Origin of the sequence: Bradyrhizobium sp. Ghvi, from assembly GCF_900115265.1 — a bacterium.
Lineage (GTDB): Bacteria > Pseudomonadota > Alphaproteobacteria > Rhizobiales > Xanthobacteraceae > Bradyrhizobium.
The window spans coordinates 810,239-829,410 of sequence record NZ_FOVU01000001.1 but is presented as its reverse complement, the minus strand read 5'-3'; the positions used below and the strand labels follow the sequence as shown (position 1 = coordinate 829,410).

Below are 19,172 nucleotides of genomic sequence, written 5' to 3'. Positions count from 1 at the left end.
TTCTTTTTCCACGCGGGTCGTCCTGTGAAGCTACAGCCGCATTGCAGGTGCACCCCCTCCCCCGCTCTTGTCCGCCGAAGCCTTGGCGAAGGCGGGGAGAGGCGAAGATCATCAGTTCTTCCGTTCGGCGACGAAATGGGCGGCGGCCTGCAGCACGGCGGCGCGCTCGCCGAAGATCGAGATGGCGCTGTCGGCGCGCGCCAGCAGGTCGCGCACGCGCTGCTTGGCGCCTTCGATGCCGAGTTGGGTCACGAAGGTGGTCTTGCCGAGCGCGGCATCGGCGCCGGCCGGCTTGCCGAGCGCCGCCGCATCGCCTTCGACGTCGAGCAGATCGTCGGCGATCTGGAAGGCTTCGCCGAGCGCGCGCCCGTAATCGTCGAGCGCCTGATACTCCGCACGCGAGGCTTGGCCGAGGATCGCGCCGGCGATACAGCCGTAGCGCAGCAGGGCGCCGGTCTTCATCTGCTGAATGCGGGCGACGTCGATCGGCTCGTTGCCGCCAAAGCGGCCTTCGCCGGCGAGATCGAGGATCTGGCCGCCGACCATGCCGCCGATGCCGGCGCAGCGCGCCAGCGCGCGCGTCAGCAGCAGCCGCACATTGGCGTCGCGATGGACCTCGTCGCGGGTGATGATGTCGAAGGCGAGAGTCAGCAGGCCGTCGCCGGCGAGGATCGCGGTGGCGTCATCGGTCTGCTTGTGCAGGGTGGGACGGCCGCGGCGCAGGTCCGAATTGTCCATCGCCGGCAGATCGTCATGAATCAGCGAATAGCAGTGGATGCATTCGAGCGCGGCACCTACGAGCAGCGCGGCTTCACGGGGAACACCGAACACGGCGGCGCTCTCGACCACCAGGAACGGCCGCAGACGCTTGCCGCCGTTCAGGCTCGAGTAGCGCATGGCGTCCATCAGTCGCTTGGGGCGGGCGATCTCATCGTGCAGGATGTCGTCCGACAACAGGCGCCCGAGCAGGGCCTCGGTGTCATCAGCGGTCTTGTCCAGACGCTTGGCGAAATCGGACGGTGACGTGCCGGTCATCAAGAAAGGCTCCAGGACTAAAATTCGGCCGGACAATCCTTTATGCGCCCGTTCCAGTCAATCGTTTGGAACGCCCAAAAAGTGCTGGAAAAGGCCCGAATTATCACAGACTTAATGGCGGGATCCGCGGCCAGGTTCATTTCGCGCCGGAAAGGTCGATTTGCGCATCGTTAAAATCCTGCTTGCAGTGCTCGCGGTCGTGGCTCTCGCGCCCTATGTGGTCGCGCCGTTCTACCGCACCGGTCATCCGGTCTCGACGCTGATGGCGTGGCGCTCCCTGACGGGCGCGCCGATGCACAGGGAATGGATCGATCTCGCGGCGATGTCGCCTTATTTGCCGCGCTCGGTGGTGGCGGCCGAGGACGCCCATTTCTGCAAGCATCACGGCATCGACTGGGGCGCGCTGCGCGAGGCCATCGACGATGCCAGGGAGGACGGCACCGCCTTCCGCGGCGCCTCCACCATCACCCAGCAGGTGGCGAAAAACCTGTTCCTTTGGCAGGGGCGTGATTTCATCCGCAAGGCGCTGGAGTTTCCGTTGGCGCTGTGGATCGATTTTGTCCTGCCCAAGCACCGGATCCTGGAAATTTACCTCAACATCGCCGAGCTCGGCCCGCAGGGCCAGTTTGGGGTGGAAACGGGCAGCGCCTACGCCTTCGGCAGGTCGGCGGCCAATCTCTCGCCCCGGGAGGCGGCGCTTATGGCCTCGATCCTGCCGAATCCGGTCAAACGCAGCGCCAGGAGCCCGGGTCCGGGTGTCCGCCGGCTGGCTGGCACCTACGTGGCAAGGGGGCAGGCCACCTCGCTTTTGACCTGCTGGCGGGAAAATCGCTGATTTCGAGCCCTTTTCGGGTGCATTTTCCGTCCCAGAACCCTAGCTTTACGGCCAGCCTTCCTCTATAAGCCCGGCCTTGATCGGCATTCAGCTCGCCCCGTATTGCGGGTGCTGAGCCGTCCCTCCGCGGACGATGCCCGGATGAACACCAATCCCTAGAGGATATTGAAATGGCCGTTCCGAGACGAAAAACTTCGCCGTCGCGCCGTGGCATGCGCCGCTCGGCAGACGCCATCAAGAAGCCGACCTATGTGGAAGACAAGGACTCCGGTGAGCTCCGTCGTCCGCACCATCTCGACCTCAAGACCGGCATGTACAAGGGCCGTCAGGTCCTGAAGAAGAAAGAGTCCTGAAGTCAGGGCTTTTTCCTTCGGCAGGTTGATCGAGCCTGCCTGATTTAGGTCAACCCATGAGATATGACAGTGACGGCGGCGGAGCAAAAGCTTCGCCGCCGCATTGTCCTGCCCGAACATCCTGATCGAGAAGGCGCTTTGCCGATGGTCGGTTTCCCGCTGCTTCTGATTCCGCTCGCGGTGTACAACATCATCGCCTTCCTGATGCCCACCGTGTCCTTCTCGGATGTGCTGTTCAGGGTGCCGATGATCACGGGCGAGACCTGGCCGGTCACGCTTGCGGATCTGCTGCTGGCGCTCGGCGTGCTGCTGTTGCTGCTCGAAGTGGTCAAGGGCGCGCGCCCGGGCGCGAAATTCCTGATGGACCATTTGCTGTCGTTCGTCATCTTCGGCGCAGCCGCGGCCGAATTCGTGATGTGGCCCAAATTCGGCAACTCCACCTACTTCCTGCTGGTGCTGCTCGCGATGGCCGATTTCCTCGGCGGCATCGCGCAACGTGCGCGCCGTCGCATCGCCTATGTCGCCGCCGAGACCGTGCCGGTGCCGCGCAAGGCCAAGCGCCAGGCCGAGGCGCCACCAGCAGCATCGACGTTCGAGCCGAAGCTCGATCCCGTGCCCGCGCCGCAGCCTGAGCGGCCCGCAACTTCGGCGCAATCGGTGGCCGAATCCGTCCTGATGGATCATCCGGCGCCGAAGCCGGGCATCCCGCCATCGCCGGAAATTCCATCGCCGCATTTGCAGCCTGGCAACGGTACGCCGTCCTCACCCGAAGAACCGCGTTGATCGAATTCCCAAGCCCTCCACGGCGTCATGGCCAGGCTTGTCCCGGCCATCCACGACTAGCCGCGCGGAAAGAAGATCATGGATGCCCGGGACAGGCCCGGGCATGACGAATCTCTCGACGCAGCGAGCGCGGCGACAATTGTCCTGAAAACGGCGTTACGCCACCTGCCGCGTGCGCGCAGCAACGCTGGGCAGCGGGCGCTTGCCGCCATAGGCCATCAGAGCATCCTCGGACGAGCCGCGGCGCAGCCGGCTTGCCTGCGGCAGGTGCTCGGCATTGGCGATCAGCTGGGTGACAAAGCTCGGATCGGGGCGCGTCAGCGGTACCCTGCGGACCAGCTGTAAAACCGGCGCAAGCGGGACCAGCGCGGTACTCGCTTCCCGCGTTGCCTCTTCGATCTGATCCGCATTCACCATCGCAACACCGCTGATCCGCTTGAACTGGCGCGTTTTGGGACGTCGGCGCCGGGCATGTGATGGTCTCGCAAGGCCTATGCCGCTCGAGCCTATTTGGTTCCGCCGTCTTCGGGAACGTGGTTTCCAAATTGTTTATGAACTTTGCCTAGGGTCGGAGGCGAATCTGGCCGTATCCTGTGCCGGCTCAGGACTTCCCGCTGTCCCGAAACGAGGCGCTTTTGACCCCAGCATTGCCGCAAGCCTCCGAAATCCTGGCCGCCCTCGGCCAGGCCGTGTTCGTCTGGGATCTCGTCAGCGACGCCATCGTCTGGGGCGAGCAGGCCGGCGCCATCTTCCCTGGCATTCCCTCCGAGCGGCTTGCGACCGGTGCCGAGTTCGCCAAGCTGATCGAGCCCGCGCAGACGCTGCGAAGTGCAGCGCTGGCACAGACCTCAGCCGTGCACGGCGCCGACGGCACGCCTTACCGGGTCGAATATGGTGTGCGCATGAGCGCCTCCGATCCCGTGATCTGGATCGAGGAGACCGGCCGCTGGTTCGCCGGTGCCGATGGGCGCCCGGTGCGTGCGATCGGCTCCGTTCGCATCAACAACGAACGGCACGCCCGCGACGAGGAGCTGACGAAGCTCGCGCGGCTCGACCCTCTCACCGGCGAGCTCAATCGGTCCCATCTGATCGCGGCGCTGGCCGAAGCGATCGAGGAGACGAGCCGCTTCCGCTCCACCGCGGCCTTCATGCTGGTCGGAATCGATCATCTCGCGCGCGTCAATGACGCCTTCGGTTTCGATGTGGCCGACGCCGTGATCCTCGACGTCGCCAAGCGCATTCGCGCGCGGCTGCGCGGGGGCGACGTGCTCGGCCGCTTCTCCGGCAACAAGTTCGGACTGATCCTCAAGAACTGCACCGTCGATGACATGAACGTCGCCGCCGAGCGCTTTCTCACCGGCATCCGCAACGAGGTGGTGCCGACCAGATCCGGCCCGGTGTCCGTCACCGTCTCGATCGGCGCCGTCAGCCTGCCGCGCTATGCCCGCAACACCGACGAGGCGATCAACCGCGCCCACGAGACGCTGGACGGCGCCAAGCGCCGGCGCGCCGGCTCGTTCGCCGCGTGGCGTCCGAACGCCGAGCGCGACGCCCAGCGCCGCGTCAACATCCGCGTCACCGACGAGATCGTCACGGCGCTGAACGAGCGCCGCATCAAGCTTGCTTATGAGCCGGTGGTGTCGGCTGCCACGCGCGAGGGCGCGTTCCACGAATGCCTGGTGCGGATGGACCAGGGCGACGGCCAGGTGCTGCTCGCGCCCGACATCGTGCCGGTCGCAGAACGCCTCGGCCTCATCCGCCTCGTCGATCACCGCGTGCTCGAATTGGTGGTCGCCGAGCTCGCGGCCGCGCCAAATATTCGGCTCAGCCTCAACATCTCGCCTGATACCACCATGGACCCGGACTGGTGGGCGGGAATCGAATCGCTGATGCGCGCCCATCCCGGCGTCGCCGAACGGCTGATCGTGGAGATCACCGAGACGGTCGCGATCCAGGACATCGACGACGTCCGTGCCTTCGTCAGCCGGCTCAAGAATTTCGGCAGCCGCATCGCCATCGACGATTTCGGTGCCGGCTACACCTCGTTCCGCAATTTGCGCAAGCTCGGCGTCGATATCGTCAAGATCGACGGCGCCTTCGTGCAGAACATCACCCACTCCGCCGACGATCGCGCCTTTGTGCAGACCCTGATCGACCTCGCCCGCCGCCTCGAGATCAAGACCGTGGCCGAATGGGTGCAGGACGAAGAGGCCGCGACCATGTTGCGCGACTGGGGCTGCGATTACATCCAGGGCCGCCTGATCGGGCTGGCGTCAGCTGACCGCCCGTGGTGCCCGCCGCCGGGTAGCGCACTGCCCGCGGCAGGTTGAGACCGGCTAGGGTGGGCAAAGCGAAGCGTGCCCGCGAAAATTCTCTTTGAAATCAACGGCCCGTCTACTGTGCATGGGGTTGTTTTCGCGGATGTTCACGAGAAGAAGCTCACGCTACGCGGCGAACCGCGTTCAGTGTCTCGATGGTAAGCCCCACCTCGGTCGCCGCGGCCGTGGCGCAGGCGTTGCGCAGCACCCATTCGCCGATCGGAATGAATTCGGCAGGCGAGACGAAGCCGCGCTTGGGATGTCTCCCGCGCAGCAGCGCTTCGAAGCCGGTGAGCTCGGAGCTGTCGAGCCGCACCTGCGGCTGGAACACCAGATGGAACTGGCTGGATTCCAGCGCGCCGCGCAGATCCCGATAGCGAGGCCCATACTCCTACGGCCCGTACAGCACGAGTTCCGTATCGGTGAGATCGGCCAGTCGTGGACGGTGCGGACCTTTGAAATATTTGCGGCCGCGCCGCTCGGTATAAAAGCCGACAAGGCCGGGAATCGGCTCGTTGGAATCGACGATCACCGAGATTTTGCCGAGCCGCAGCAGCAGCCGGCCGATGCGGCCGGCGCAGGCGGTGTATTCGGCGGCGCTACGGCAATAGATCAGCTGCATAGCCGGCGGTGCGATGAAACCGCGGCGGATGCGCACCGGTTGCAGGATGAAGGGGAAGACGCCCTTCGGCGTGCGGCAAATCAAACTGAGACAATTGTAGCGCGCATGCCGCGTCAGCAGCTCGGTCTCGACCTCGGATAAGCCCTCGATCCGCTTGGCGTGCGGGGAGATGACCTCGATCTTGCTCCAGCGCGGGGCGCGCGACAGCGCCGGCACCGAAAAGAACAGGCCGCGGCAATAGGCGCGAAAGCCCTGAGTTTCGATGATCGGCCAGGTCCATACCGCCGGGCTGATGTTGAGATAGGTGACGTGCTTGTGGCGTTGCGCGATCTTGGTCAGCAGCGGGGCGTAATTGCGGTAGGCCGGCTCGACATACCAGCTCGACAGATTGCACTGGATCGCGGTCTCCTCGCCATCCTTGCGCGCTGTGTAGATCAGCAGCAGCACGCCGACCGGCTCGCCGTCATTGTCGAGCATGTAGCCGAAGCGCGGATAGCCGTCCGGCACGGGCCGGAAGGCCTGCCGGCGCAGACCCTGGATCCAGTAGTTGCGCGAGCGGCCGACGAAGCCGCGCGTCAGCAAGTCCGCGATGGCGTCAACATCGGACTCGGTGATCTCGCGACATCGGACCTTGGTGTGGATCACGCTCGTCTTGCCCGTGGAAATGGTCGGCCTCTTGGAGTCTATAGTTTCGGCATGATCTTCTCGGAAAACCGCTTCACGCTTTTCCGGATCGTGCTCTAGCGCCAGCCTTCGACATGAGCATCGGCCGCGACGTGCGGCTGCATGCCCATGACGTCCCGCACCTTGGCGGGCCAGGCGGAGAGATCGGTGCCGTGGGTGTGGAACATCGCGACCGCGAGGCGATCCATGCCGAAGGCGACGCAGCCGGTGTGAGCCGACTCGCCATTGGCGTCCTGGATGCCCCAGGTCGTGCCGAAATGCTCGCGGTGATAGTTGAAGCTCATGCAGGCGGTCGGCTGTTCTTCAGAGCGCAGCGGGATCAGGAGCTCGAACTTGAGCTGCTGCTGCTTCTGGCTCACCGCCTTCATCTGGCCGACGCGGCCGAAGAACGGATCGCTGGCATAGTCGATACGGAAGGTCAGGCCGAGATCGGTCGCGATCTTCTGGGCGCGCACCATCCAGCGCTCGCGGAAATCGGCGACGTCATCGGGCGTGCCGATGCAGACATATTCGCGCATCCGGAATGATTGCAGGCGGTCGAGATGCTTCGACGGCTCGCGGCGGAAGCAGTCGGCCGCGACGTCGAAGCGCAGGCCGCCCTTCGGCAAGGGCCCGCGGCTCGCCGCGATCGGATAGACGGGATAGCAGGCCGCCGGCGACAGCACGAGATCGGCCGGCGACAGCGACGTGGTCCAGTCGCCGCCGGCATCGAAGCGGCTCACCGCGGCGTTGATCTCGCGTTCGGTGCCGTGCAGGCCGCAGACGCAGCCGAGCAGGTTCGGAAAGCTCTTGAGGTAGCCGGATTTTTCCAGCTGGGCCCGGCTCATCACCGGCGGAAAGCGCAACGCTTCCGTGCCGGATTCGCGGTGGCTGGTGATCAGCGCGGCGAGCTTCTCCACCACACCTTCGTAGAGCGCGGTGCGGGCGTAAACGCCGTCCGAACCCATGCGGTGGAACAGCTTGTCGGCGAGATGATCGAGCGGATCGGCGATTTGCGGCGCAGTCTCGGGCGAATCCGGGAGGACGGCAATATTCATGGGATGGTGTCCTGCTATCTCAAATCTGTTCTTGTGGCTTAGTCGCGAAGGCTCGCCGGCACGCCGCTCATCAGCGTCGACGTGGCGGCGTTAGCGAGAATGCGGTCGTTGTTGATCATGATCGGCGACGACAACACGTCGCGCAGATGGCGGCCCATGGTGAACTCGCCGTCGTTGCGATAACCGGACAGACCCGCAGTGCGCATCGCATGCATCACGGTCTCGACCGCGAGCTCGGAGGCCTGCACCTTCAGCAGCGTGATTGAGGACTGGAAGTCGAGCGAGCCGAGCGCGCGCTCGTCATGTTCGGCATTGGCGAAGGCGTCCAGATTGGCGGCGATCAATGCGCGAAGTTTTGCCAGCGACATCTTCGCCGCGGTGAAATGGGCGGCGGCCGGCGGCATCTGACCGCCGGAGCTGCGAGCCGCCTTGCGGACAAAGGCCTGCGCGCGCGTCACCGCTGCGGCGGCAATGCCCGCCCAGGCCGATGACCAGCACAGATGCGCGAACGGCGTCATGGTCTGGGCGTGGATCTTGTCATAGGATTCCGGGAAGACGCGGTCGGCAGGACAGTCGACCCTGAGCTCGAAGCCGGTCGAGCAGGTGCCGCGCATGCCAAGCGTTTCCCAGCCCAGCGTCTGTTTCAGCGAATAATCGTCCTTCGCGAGCGCCAGAAGCACCTGGTCGGAGGCTGCGGCTTCGTTGGCTCGGCGCGCGATCGTGACGAGACCATCGGCCTCGGCGCCGTAGGAGATCACGGTGGCGTCGCGCAGCAGGGAGATTGTGTCTCCGGCGTGGTCGACGGCTGCCGCGCTGGCGCGGATGTTGCCGCCGTTCTGGCCTTCCGTGGTGGAGGAGGCGAGCAGCCACTGGTCGCGGGCGACCCGGCGCATCATGGTTTCCATCCAGGGGATACCGTGACCGTGCCTGATGATGCAGGCGACTTTGGTCTGGTGCATCGCGTAGATCATCGCCGTCGAGGCGCAGGCGCGTCCGAGCGTGTAGCAGATGTCGGTGACGTCGTAGATCGAGGCGCCGAAGCCGCCGAACTCGACCGGGATCATGACGCCGAGCAGCTTCTGCTCACGCGCGGTATCGAACGCCTTGTGGGGGAAGCGGGCGTCGCGATCGACGCCGTCGGCATCGGCCGCAGCCACGCTGGCGGTTCGGGCGGCGCGCTCGATGAGGGAAGGGCCCTGCTCGAGCAGGCTCGTCGGTGTTTCGTCGACAGTGAGGACAGCTTCACGCACGTTCATACTCGTCCGCCTCCGGTTTGCCGTTCAAGATCGCCGGCATCATTCGCGATGCGCGTCAGCGATCCTCCGGCCATCTTTGCTTGTGAGACGAGGCTACGGATTTAATTCAAATTCGTCGATGAAATAGAGGGTAAACGAACCGCAATTCCGAACGAACAGTTAAGGTGCGGTTTTTTGCATGGTCCGGATTTCGGCGATCGCGTTAGGATTCTGGAAGAAGCACGGATTGCAGACAATCTGAGTCATCGTTTACTAAGAAACGCGAAGTAATGGTGACGCCCATTGCGGGACCGGCCCGTCGTGCGCATCGTATCCGGCGACCGGCCCGACCTTTTATAGACAGATGGGAATTTGCCGATGCAAGCCTTCGATACCGATTTGCGTCATCGCATCACCACACTGGTGAAGGGCATCCTCGAGCAGAACTCGCTTGTCGCCGAAGTCACGCCGCAGGCCAAGCTCGTCGATGTCGGTCTGACCTCGATGGACATGGTCAATCTGATGCTGGGCGTCGAAGCCGAGTTCGACTTCACCATTCCGCAGTCCGAGATCACGCCGGAAAATTTCCAGTCTGTCGAAACCCTGGAGCGCATGGTCGCGACTCAGCTCAAGCTGGCGAAGGCGGCCTAATCAGGCGCCCACTGCCTCCGACTGGACCCACCACCCCGTTCCAAAACCGCCGCAAAACTGGCATAGCTTAACCATGTCGCACGTGGCGGATAGGGTGAAGCAGGCATGGCGCAGGCGGTATTGGGCATCATCGGCGGCTCGGGCATCTATGATCTGCCGGGTCTCGAAGGCGCGCACGAAGAGGTGATCAGGAGCCCCTGGGGGGAGCCGTCGGCGCCCGTGCGGCGTGGCACCATCGCAGGTCTGCCGATCGTGTTCCTGCCGCGCCATGACAAGGGGCATCGGCTGTCGCCCTCCGATATCAATTATCGCGCCAATATCGACGTGCTGAAGCGCGCCGGCGTCACCGACCTGATCTCGCTGTCGGCCTGCGGTTCCTTCAAGGAGGAGCTGCCCCCCGGCACTTTCGTCCTCGTCGATCAGTTCGTCGACCGCACCCATAAGCGCGAGAGCTCGTTCTTCGGCAAAGGTTGCGTCGCACATGTCTCGATGGCGCATCCCGTCTCGCCGCGGCTTCGGATTCATCTGGCGGCGGCGGCCGAGGCCGAGGGTATCGCGATCGCGCGCGGCGGCACCTATGTCTGCATGGAGGGGCCGCAATTCTCCACCTATGCGGAGAGCATGACCTACAAGACATCAGGCTATTCCGTGATCGGCATGACCAACATGCCAGAGGCAAAGCTCGCCCGCGAGGCCGAGATTTGCTACGCGACCGTCGCGATGGTGACGGATTTCGACTGCTGGCATCCCGATCACGATGCGGTCACCGTACAGGACATCATCCGCGTGCTGACCTCGAACGCCGACAAGGCCAAGGCGCTGGTGGCGCGGCTGGCGAAGGATTTTCCGCGTGAGCACGAGCCATGCCCGATCGGTTCGGACCGTGCGCTGGATACCGCGCTGATCACCGCGCCCGAGGCGCGCGATCCCGAGCTTCTGAACAAGCTCGATGCGGTGGCCGGGCGCATTTTGCGCGGTTGAGACGCAAGAAGGACGAAAAGGCAGAACGCCATGAAGGTCGACGGTAAGCATTTTCGCAGCATCTGGCGCGACGGCGACGGATGGTCGGTCGGCGCGATCGACCAACGCCGTCTGCCGCATGAATTCGTCATTGCGAAGCTGACGTCTTGCGAGGACGCAGCGGTGGCGATCCGCGACATGCTGGTGCGCGGCGCGCCGCTCATCGGCGCGACCGCCGCCTACGGGATGGCGCTGGCGATGCGCGAAGACCCATCCGACGCCGGTCTGAAGCGCGCTTTCGACACGCTGATCGTAGCGCGACCGACCGCGATCAATCTGAAATGGGCGCTGGACGAGATGCGTGCGGCGCTTGCGCCGATCGATCCGGTTGAACGGGCCGCAGCGGCCTACGCCCGCGCCGACGAGATCGTCGAGCAGGACGTCGAGATCAATCGCGGCATCGCCGCCAGCGGTCTCGCGCTGATCGAGGCGATCGTGGCCAGGAAGAAGCCGGGTGAGACGGTCAACGTGCTGACCCATTGCAATGCCGGCTGGCTTGCCACCGTCGACTGGGGCACTGCAACCGCGCCGATCTATCTCGCGCATGAGCGCGGTATCAAGATCCATGTCTGGGTCGACGAGACTCGCCCACGCAATCAGGGCGCTTCGCTTACCGCCTGGGAACTCGGCCATCATGGCGTGCCGCACACCGTAATTCCGGATAACACCGGCGGGCACCTGATGCAGCACGGCATGGTCGATCTCGCCATCGTCGGCACCGACCGCGTTGCTGCCAATGGCGACGTCTGCAACAAGATCGGCACTTACTTGAAGGCGCTCGCCGCGCGCGACAACGATGTGCCGTTCTACGTGGCGCTGCCGTCGCCCACGATCGACTTCGCGGTCGACGACGGCATCCGCGATATTCCGATCGAGCAGCGCAGCGGGGCGGAGGTCACCGACATGACCGGCCGCACCGCGGATGGACGGCTGGAGACGGTACGCATCGTGCCGGAGGGCTCGCCGGTCGCGAACTACGCCTTCGACGTCACGCCGGCGCGCCTCGTGACCGGCCTCATCACCGAGCGCGGCGTGCTGAGGCCCGACCGCGCCTCGCTGGCCGCCGCATTTCCGGAGCGGATCGCCGCTGTGGTGGAGTAGCTAGGTAATTGGGGGATAACCGCGCTCGCAATGACGAGGACGATGGACTACCCCAGCTTCATTCCCGTCACTGCCTCGAGCTCGGCGATCGCCTGCGCGCCGTTCGTGACCTTGATTGTTGTCATGCCCATGTCCCGCGCGGGCTTCAGATTGACGCCGAGGTCGTCGAGATAGACGCAGTTCTTCGGATCGACTTTCAGCGTCTCGACCATCAGCTGGTAAATGCGAGGGTCCGGCTTGCGCAGGCCGATCTTGGCGGATTCGATGACGTGGTCGAACAGCACCATCACCTCCGCGACATAGAGCGAGCGTCCGGTCATGCTGCCGATCGCATTGTCCGGAAGGTTGTTGGTGATGCAGCCGGTCTTGAACTCTGCCTTGATGCGCTTCAGCGCCGCGACCATCTCGGGGCGCAGGTCGCCCTGGAGCAGTCGCAGCACGTCGCGTCCGCGCACTTCGGCGCCGAGCGCAAGCGATTCCGCCGCGAACAAATGATCGAAGGTCTCGATATCCACTTCGGCGCGCTCGAACTTGGCCCAGGCATTTTCCAGATGGTTGGCCGCGTTGGTGCGTCTGATGATGTCGGCGGGCAGGCCGCGTTCGGTTTCGAATCGCGCAAACGCCTCGAACGGCGAACTCGTCAACACGCCACCGAAATCAAAGATCACAGCCTCGATCGCCACTGTCCTGCCCTCGTCAATTCCTTCCCAAGAGGGCTAGCATGCGCTATCCGCAAGGGCCAGTCCTGCCGACGATAGAAGCGTGTTCCCATGAAGAAGCTCGTCACTCTCATCGCAGCAATCTTTCTGCTTGCCGCGCCCGCTCACGCCATCGTCGGCGGCGGCACGCCGCAGACGGAGGGCGTTGCGCGCGCGGTCGTCACCATCGTCGGCTCGCGCGGCAATTTCTGCACCGGCACTCTGATCGCCCCACAAATCGTGCTGACGGTCGCTCATTGCGTGCAGCCCGGCGCCGACTACAAGATCGTCGATCGCGGCGCCGATGGTCAGCCGCAATTGCTGAATGTGCGCACCGTTGCGATCCATCCGAACTTCAACATGCAGGCGATGCAGGCACATCGTGCCACTGCCGACGTGGCATTGCTGCAACTTGAAATTCCACTCAAGGGAAAATCGACCGTGCCGGTTGGCGCGCCAACCATTCCGATCCGGGTCGGCAGCCGTTTCACCATCGCCGGTATCGGCGTCACCGTGCGCGGCGATGGCAAGAGCGGCGGTGCGACGCGGGTTGCCGGTCTCGTGGTCACGGGCCAGCCCGGCACATTCCAGATTCGCCTGGTCGATCCCGTAACCAACGGTGTTCGCGACGGAATCGGAGCCTGCACCGGCGATTCCGGCGGCCCTGTCTTCGAGGACAGACCTGATGGCGCGATGCTTGTTGGTGTCATCAGCTGGTCGACCGGGCCGAATGGCGCTGCCGGCTGCGGCGGATTGACCGGGGTTACGCCGCTCACGCTGTACCGTGACTGGCTCTTGCAAACTGCGCGGGGCTGGGGCGCGGCGTTATAGTTTGATCGCGACTTGATCTATGTCATTTTGCGAGGGAAGCGCGGCGGGCGAACATGCCCGTCGCGGAGGAAACGCGTCGCCATCAAAGGCGACCTGAACAAGACAAGGCATAGAATCAACAATGAATGTCGCTGTTCGCAGTCACGCCACGGCCAAACAGGCTTCTGAACATTTCGACGTGCTGATCGTCGGCGCCGGCATCTCCGGCATCGGCAGCGCCTATCACATCGAAAAGCAGCTTCCGGGCACGAGCTACGTCATCCTGGAAACGCAGGCGACATTTGGGGGCACCTGGAGCACGCATCGCTATCCCGGCATCCGCTCGGACAGCGATCTCCATACCTTCGGCTACAGCTTCAAGCCCTGGGTCGGACCGCCGATCGCGACCGCCGAGGAAATCCTCGCCTACATGAACGAAGTGATCGACGATAACGATATCGCCCGCCACATCCGCTACAAGCACAAGATCACCTCGGCGAGCTGGTCGAGCGAACAGAATCTCTGGACCATCGAGGCCGTAACTACCGACACCGGCGAGACCAAGACCTTCACCGCCAACTTCCTCTGGATGTGCCAGGGCTATTACCGCCATTCGGAAGGTTACACGCCCGAATGGAAGGGCATGGACCGCTTCAAGGGGCGCATCGTCCATCCGCAGACCTGGCCCGACGACATCGATCTCAAGGGCAAGAAGGTGGTGGTGATCGGCTCGGGCGCGACAGCGGCGACGCTGGTGCCGAACATCGCCGACGACTGCGCACATGTCACCATGCTGCAGCGCTCGCCGACCTATTTCCGGCTCGGGCGCAACGCCATCGAGATCGCGGAGGAGTTGCGCCGGCTTCAGGTGGACGAAGCCTGGATCCACGAAATCGTCCGCCGCAAGATTCTGTTCGAGCAGGATGCGTTCACAAAGCTCTGCCTCTCCAAGCCCGAACAGGTGAAGAAGGAGCTGATCGGCCAGATCAGCGCCGTGCTCGGTCCAGACTACGACGTCGAAAGGCACTTTACGCCGAGCTATCGGCCGTGGCGCCAGCGCATCGCTTTCGTGCCCGATGCCGATCTGTTCAAGGGCATCGCCAGCGGCAAGGCCTCCGTGGTCACCGACGAGATCGAGTGCTTTGTCGAGAACGGCATTCAGCTCAAATCCGGCAAGCTGCTGGAGGCCGACATCATCGTCACCGCGACCGGCTTCAATCTCTCTGCGCTCGGCGACATCGCCTTCGAGATCGACGGCAAGCCGCTCGCGTTCGGCGACACCGTGACCTATCGCGGCATGATGTTCACGGGCGTGCCGAACATGGTTTGGGTGTTCGGTTATTTCCGCGCGAGCTGGACACTTCGTGTCGACCTTGTTGCGGATTTCGTCTGCCGTCTGCTCGGCCACATGAAGGCCAAGGGGGCGAAAAAGGTCGAGGTCAAGCTTCGGCCTGAAGATCACAACATGCCGATCCTGCCGTGGATCGATCCTGAGAACTTCAACCCCGGCTACATCATGCGCAACATGGACATCTTGCCGAAGCGCGGCGACAAGCCGGAATGGCAGCACAGTCAGGATTACTGGACCGAGAAGGACGAGATCCCGAAGACCGATCTCGATGACAAGGCGTTTGTGTATGGGTGACGGCTTCCGCCCGATCATCTCTCAATCGTCGTGGCGAGGACGTGACGATAGGCTTCCGATGTGAATGGCCGTACACACGACCGGCCATTCTGATGCACCATCGCATGCGCTGATTGAGAACCGAACGTGTCAAAACGTGACGCGGTTGCAACAACGCGTGTCGAATCTGCCCGAGTTGCAGCCTCACGGGCGGATTCTGACCTGGCCGGAGTTCTATCGATCTTCCCCTTGTCTTAAGTTCCCGGTGGCGCCGCTGGAAGCGCCGTAGGGCACAGGGGTTGAGCGTTGCGGGCTGGGTTGCCATCGAGCGGGCAGAATTGCCCGCGCCGGATCGTCGCCGCGGTTCGCGCGGTCGTCTGGCTTGGCTTTGCCTTGAGCGTGGTCGCCGTGCCGGACCCGGCAGCCGCGCAGCAATTCTTCAACGGGTCGCAGACCACGCCCAACGGCGCCGTCAACGGCGGAGGCGGCGTATGGAACGCGACGACGACGAACTGGACGGACGCCTCCGGCGCGACCAGCACCCCTTACGGTTCCTCATCGTCGGGCACCATGTTCGGCAGCGGCGGTCCTTCGACACCGGCCACGGGCGGCACGGTGACGGTGACGCCAGGGGGCGTGCAGCTCACTAGCCTCGTGGGCTTCGATCTCACCGGTGACCGCTCGATCTACACCATCCTGGGCGGGGACCTCAGGCTGGCCCCGGGCGGCACCACGTTCCTCACCAACGATGTGACCGGCACCGGAGCCCCCTCGGCCTTGATCGCGTCCCGCATCGTCGGCCCAGGCGGCATCGCCGTACAGGGACCCGGTTTCCTGACACTGCTCGGTGCCAACACCTATACCGGCGGCACTTTCATTTGCGCGTGCGGCTCATTGCAGCTCGGTGATGCGAGCCATACCGCCAGCGTCATCGGTGCCGTCACCAACGAGGGCCTGCTCAAGATCGTCAACGCTGACATGGCTGATGTCACGTCGCTCTCGAACGCCTTCGCCGGCGCGGCAACGTTCCTCAATGCGACCTCCGCCGGCGCGATGGCGATCACCTCGCTCCTACGCCGGCAAGGGCGTCGTGCGCTACACCTGGTAAGCTCTACCGCTTCGGCTGCTTTGGCTTGCGCGGCGGCCGAGGGGCGGCGGCCGGCGTAGGCGTTCCGCTCATCTTGTTGGCGGCTTCGCTGACATCGAGCAGCGAGCGGCGGGTGTCCTCGAGGAAGCTCGCCGATTTCTTCTTCATGGTGTCGGCGAGCTCGTGCAGCCCCTTCACCTTCTCGAACAGCTCGTCGGCCTTGCCGTCGACGAAGCCGGGCACCACGCCCTCGATCTTCGTGACCGCCTTATCGAAGCCCGCAAACGCATTGTCGACCTTGAGCATCACCGCATCGATCTCGTCGCCTTTGCCCCTGAGGCCGGCGGTATAATCTTCGAACGTGCGGAGGCCGTCCTTGATTGCCGGCGCGTTGCTGACGATCGAGCGATCGACACTATGCAGCGTATCGACGATGGATTCGGCGTCGCTGAGATCGGCAGTGAGGATGGGAATGCCGTCCGAATCCAGCGGCACCGGTGGTGCGGACGGCGCGCCACCGATCAGCGAGACCGCGGCGACACCGGTGAGGCCCTGGAACTCGATGCCGGCCACCGTGTCCTTGCGGATCGGCGCGGTGTTGTCGAGCGACACCAGCGCCACGACCTTGCGCGGACTGTCCAGCTTGATCGACAGAATCTGGCCGGCGGGGACACCGTCGAAATTGACCGGGCCGCCGCGGCGCAGGCCGCTCGCGGAGCCGCCTTCGAACACGACGCGCAACTGGCTGCGGCTCTGGATGGTACGCCATTTCTGCATGCCGAGCAGGCCGCCGAACGCCACGGCGATCACCGTCAGCGTCGTCGTTCCGATGACCAGATTGCTCGCGCGTGCCATGCAGATGATTCTACGACCAAGGCCGGAAAGTTGGAAGGGACTCCGGATAGTACGTAGGGCGGGTTAGCGGAGCGTAACCCGCCGCCTTATTCACCTTGTACCAGTTGACGGATTACGCTGCGCTAATCCGCCCTACCGACCTCAATGCTTGGCTGCGCGTTTTGCCGCGGCGTTGTTCAACACGATCAGCGCGTCGACCGCGACACCGGTCTTGGTGTTGATCAGGAACGGATTGACGTCGATCGAGGCGATCCGGTCGCCGGCATCCGCGATCAGATTGGATAGCCCGACCAGCGCCTTCACGGCGGAGGCCTCGTGCAGCGCCGGCTTGCCGCGATAGCCGCGCATTTTGATGCCGGCCTTGGTGCGGCCGATCAGCAGCCGCGCCTCGGCCTCGTCCAGCGGCGCGCCTGATAGCGCCACGTCCTTCATCAGCTCGATATCGATGCCGCCGGTGCCGAACAGCACGACGGGCCCCATCTCGGCGTCGAGCGAGGCGCCGACCACGAGCTCGAGATCGGCTTTCACCTGTTGTGCGATCAGAATGCCGTCGAGCTTCGGCTTACCCTTCAGCCGGGCCACCCTCGCGGTGATGTCGGCAAACGCCTTCTTCACCTCGGCCGCGCTGTTGAGGTTCAACACCACGCCGCCGATATCGGATTTGTGCAGGATCTCGGCGCTGACGACTTTGGCCACGACCGGAAAGCCGATCTGCCTGGCGATCTTCACGGCTTCTGCCGCCGTCTGCGCGGTTCCCTCCTTCGAGACCGGGATGCCATAGGCCTTCAGCAGCTTCTTCGAGGCGACTTCGTCGAGCGCGGCACCGCTCGCCGATTTCAACGCTTTTTCCAGCACGGCGCGCGCGGCGGGCTTCGAGTTCGAGACGATGTCGGGCACCTCTTTACGCAGCTTCGCATAGGCGAGCAGCGATTTGATGGCCGTCACGGCACGGTCCATGCCCTGCATCACCGCCAGATGCGGCAGCGACTTGCGTAGGCCCTTGGTGAACTCCGTGAAGCCGATCGACATCGCGCTGATATAGATCACGGGTTTCGAGGCCCGGCTCGCCATCTCGTTGACCATCCGCAAATTGCGCTCGCGCTGTTCGTGCGGCGCCTTGGGCAACTCGGAATCGATGATGACGATGTCGATATCTGGATCGTCGATCATCAGCTTGATCGACTTCATGTAGACGGAGGGATCCACCACCGCTGCAAAGCCGGCGTCGAGCGGATTGCCGACGATCGATCCCGGCCCGAGCATCTTGGCCAGCTCGCCGCTGACGTGCGGGCTGAGCGGCGCAAAGTTCAGCCCTTGTGCATAGAAAGCGTCGATCAGCATGCCGCGCTTGCCGCCGGATAGTGTCACCGCCGCAAGCCGGTCGCCCTTGGGAACAGTGGCGTGAACGAAGCATTCGGTGGTCTCGATCAATTCGTCGAGTCCGCTCACGCGGATCACGCCTTCGCGGGTTGCGATGGCGTCGAACGTCTCGATCGAGCCGGCCAGCGCACCGGTGTGCGCCATGGCGGCGGCGCGGCCGCCTTCCGATGACCCGAGCTTGAGCGCGATCACCGGCTTGCTCGCGGCACGTGCCGCCTTGCAGGCGTCGCGAAACGCCTTGGTGTTGCGCACGCCTTCGAGATAGACAACGATCACCTTGATGCTGGGATCCTCGGCGAAATAGCGCATCAGATCGGGCGTCTCGAGCCCGGCCTCGTTGCCTGTCGTCACCATGTAGCCGACGCCGACGCCGCGATCTTCCAGCGCCTGGCGGATCGCCATCACGATCGCGCCGGATTGGCCGGCAATCGCAACCGTGCCCTGTTCCATGGTGACGATGCGGTCGTCGATATTGGTGAAGAGCTTCTCGCCGGCGCTCAAATTGCCGAGACAGTTCGGGCCGGTGACGGCGAGGCCCGTCTCCCGCACGGCCTGTTGCAGCTCTGCGGCGAGCTTCTGGCTCTCCTCATCCTGCAATTCGCTGAAGCCGGATGTGACGATGGTGGCTGACCGCGCTCCGGCGGCTGCAGCGTCGCGGATCACCTGCACGGCAAAGCGCGCGGGCACCAGCACCAGAACGTGGTCAGGCTTGTCGGGGAGGCTGGCAAAATCCTTGTAGCAGGGTACGCCCCAAATGGTGTCGCGCTTGGCGTTAACAGGATAGAGGCCGCCCTCGTAGCCATACTTGACCAGATTGTTCCAGATGCGCTCGGCGTAATTGCCGGGCTTGTCGGTCGCGCCCACCAGCACGATGTTGTGTGGATGCAGCATGGCATGGATGCCTTTGACGATGTCGCTGGCATCGGGTGGAGGCGACCATGGACGGGCAGGAACCGATGCGGCAGAGACCTGAGCTTCCATGGGGTGACCTCACCTGTTGTTATTGTTGGCGGCGCGTCACTCAGTTCTATGGCGAGTTCTTCT

General features: G+C 64.0%; 19 protein-coding genes. 10 read left to right on the top strand and 9 right to left on the bottom strand.

The genetic code is table 11. The features are described 5' to 3' along the window. Positions 1-111: 111 nt before the first annotated feature. The gene (locus BM374_RS03900; protein ID WP_092289221.1) at positions 112-1,035 is read right to left on the bottom strand and encodes a polyprenyl synthetase family protein; all 924 of its coding nucleotides are present in this window, start codon (positions 1,033-1,035) and stop codon (positions 112-114) included. A gap of 160 nt (positions 1,036-1,195) precedes the next feature. Here BM374_RS03900 and mtgA point away from each other — a divergent pair, with 160 nt between their 5' ends. The 3 genes from mtgA to BM374_RS03885 all read left to right on the top strand — a co-directional run bounded on the left by mtgA (position 1,196) and on the right by BM374_RS03885 (position 3,006). Beyond that, positions 1,196-1,870 (top strand): monofunctional biosynthetic peptidoglycan transglycosylase, encoded by a 675-nt coding sequence (gene mtgA, locus BM374_RS03895; RefSeq protein ID WP_092289220.1) that lies wholly within the window; start codon positions 1,196-1,198, stop codon positions 1,868-1,870. Positions 1,871-2,040: 170 nt separating this feature from the next. After that, positions 2,041-2,223: a 50S ribosomal protein L32 gene (rpmF, locus tag BM374_RS03890; protein ID WP_007598106.1), complete on the top strand. Its 183-nt coding sequence runs from the start codon at positions 2,041-2,043 to the stop codon at positions 2,221-2,223. Positions 2,224-2,367: 144 nt separating this feature from the next. Beyond that, a complete protein-coding gene (locus BM374_RS03885) occupies positions 2,368-3,006 on the top strand; it encodes a hypothetical protein (RefSeq protein ID WP_177248145.1) in 639 nt (212 codons plus the stop codon). Positions 3,007-3,162: 156 nt separating this feature from the next. On the opposite strand, the gene BM374_RS03880 is transcribed toward BM374_RS03885, so the two are convergent. After that, positions 3,163-3,423 carry a hypothetical protein gene (locus BM374_RS03880; RefSeq protein WP_092289218.1) on the bottom strand — a complete coding sequence of 87 codons (261 nt, stop codon included), beginning with the start codon at positions 3,421-3,423 and terminating at the stop codon, positions 3,163-3,165. A gap of 218 nt (positions 3,424-3,641) precedes the next feature. On the opposite strand from BM374_RS03880, the gene BM374_RS03875 reads away from it, so the two are divergent. Further along, positions 3,642-5,336, top strand: a complete 1,695-nt coding sequence (locus tag BM374_RS03875) for a bifunctional diguanylate cyclase/phosphodiesterase (RefSeq protein WP_177248077.1) — start codon at positions 3,642-3,644, stop codon at positions 5,334-5,336. 109 nt (positions 5,337-5,445) lie between these two features. Here BM374_RS03875 and BM374_RS03870 read toward each other — a convergent pair whose 3' ends face one another. From BM374_RS03870 to BM374_RS03855, 4 genes are all read right to left on the bottom strand, one after another. Next, positions 5,446-5,691 (bottom strand): EAL domain-containing protein, encoded by a 246-nt coding sequence (locus BM374_RS03870; protein ID WP_502689415.1) that lies wholly within the window; start codon positions 5,689-5,691, stop codon positions 5,446-5,448. Between the two features lie 24 nt (positions 5,692-5,715). After that, a complete protein-coding gene (locus tag BM374_RS03865; protein WP_092289216.1) occupies positions 5,716-6,591 on the bottom strand; it encodes a GNAT family N-acetyltransferase in 876 nt (291 codons plus the stop codon). A 95-nt stretch (positions 6,592-6,686) separates the two neighbouring features. Further along, positions 6,687-7,667, bottom strand: coding sequence for an amino acid--[acyl-carrier-protein] ligase (locus tag BM374_RS03860; RefSeq protein WP_092289215.1), 981 nt, complete (start codon positions 7,665-7,667; stop codon positions 6,687-6,689). A gap of 38 nt (positions 7,668-7,705) precedes the next feature. Next, on the bottom strand, positions 7,706-8,923 hold the full coding sequence (locus BM374_RS03855; protein ID WP_092289214.1) for an acyl-CoA dehydrogenase family protein: 1,218 nt from the start codon (positions 8,921-8,923) through the stop codon (positions 7,706-7,708). 357 nt (positions 8,924-9,280) lie between these two features. Here BM374_RS03855 and BM374_RS03850 point away from each other — a divergent pair, with 357 nt between their 5' ends. The 3 genes from BM374_RS03850 (at position 9,281) to mtnA (ending at position 11,674) form a co-directional block, all read left to right on the top strand. Next, positions 9,281-9,553, top strand: coding sequence for a phosphopantetheine-binding protein (locus BM374_RS03850; protein WP_092289213.1), 273 nt, complete (start codon positions 9,281-9,283; stop codon positions 9,551-9,553). A gap of 105 nt (positions 9,554-9,658) precedes the next feature. After that, complete coding sequence (locus BM374_RS03845; protein ID WP_092289212.1) at positions 9,659-10,534, top strand: S-methyl-5'-thioadenosine phosphorylase; 876 nt, start codon at positions 9,659-9,661, stop codon at positions 10,532-10,534. A 30-nt stretch (positions 10,535-10,564) separates the two neighbouring features. Continuing rightward, the gene (gene mtnA / locus BM374_RS03840) at positions 10,565-11,674 is read left to right on the top strand and encodes an S-methyl-5-thioribose-1-phosphate isomerase (protein WP_092289211.1); all 1,110 of its coding nucleotides are present in this window, start codon (positions 10,565-10,567) and stop codon (positions 11,672-11,674) included. 47 nt (positions 11,675-11,721) lie between these two features. Here the strand turns inward: mtnA and BM374_RS03835 are convergent, their stop codons facing one another. Beyond that, positions 11,722-12,357 (bottom strand): HAD-IA family hydrolase, encoded by a 636-nt coding sequence (locus BM374_RS03835; RefSeq protein WP_177248076.1) that lies wholly within the window; start codon positions 12,355-12,357, stop codon positions 11,722-11,724. An 87-nt stretch (positions 12,358-12,444) separates the two neighbouring features. On the opposite strand from BM374_RS03835, the gene BM374_RS03830 reads away from it, so the two are divergent. The 3 genes from BM374_RS03830 to BM374_RS03820 all read left to right on the top strand — a co-directional run bounded on the left by BM374_RS03830 (position 12,445) and on the right by BM374_RS03820 (position 15,973). Then, positions 12,445-13,203, top strand: coding sequence for a S1 family peptidase (locus tag BM374_RS03830; protein WP_092289210.1), 759 nt, complete (start codon positions 12,445-12,447; stop codon positions 13,201-13,203). A gap of 121 nt (positions 13,204-13,324) precedes the next feature. Beyond that, a complete protein-coding gene (locus BM374_RS03825) occupies positions 13,325-14,827 on the top strand; it encodes a flavin-containing monooxygenase (protein WP_092289209.1) in 1,503 nt (500 codons plus the stop codon). Between the two features lie 285 nt (positions 14,828-15,112). Continuing rightward, positions 15,113-15,973 carry a hypothetical protein gene (locus tag BM374_RS03820; RefSeq protein WP_244552522.1) on the top strand — a complete coding sequence of 287 codons (861 nt, stop codon included), beginning with the start codon at positions 15,113-15,115 and terminating at the stop codon, positions 15,971-15,973. Here the strand turns inward: BM374_RS03820 and BM374_RS03815 are convergent. Both BM374_RS03815 and BM374_RS03810 read right to left on the bottom strand, forming a co-directional pair. Beyond that, complete coding sequence (locus tag BM374_RS03815; RefSeq protein WP_092289208.1) at positions 15,918-16,748, bottom strand: MlaD family protein; 831 nt, start codon at positions 16,746-16,748, stop codon at positions 15,918-15,920. The two genes, BM374_RS03820 and BM374_RS03815, sit on opposite strands and share 56 nt — an antisense overlap. A 141-nt stretch (positions 16,749-16,889) precedes the next feature. Beyond that, positions 16,890-19,109: an acetate--CoA ligase family protein gene (locus BM374_RS03810; protein WP_092289207.1), complete on the bottom strand. Its 2,220-nt coding sequence runs from the start codon at positions 19,107-19,109 to the stop codon at positions 16,890-16,892. Positions 19,110-19,172 lie beyond the last annotated feature (63 nt).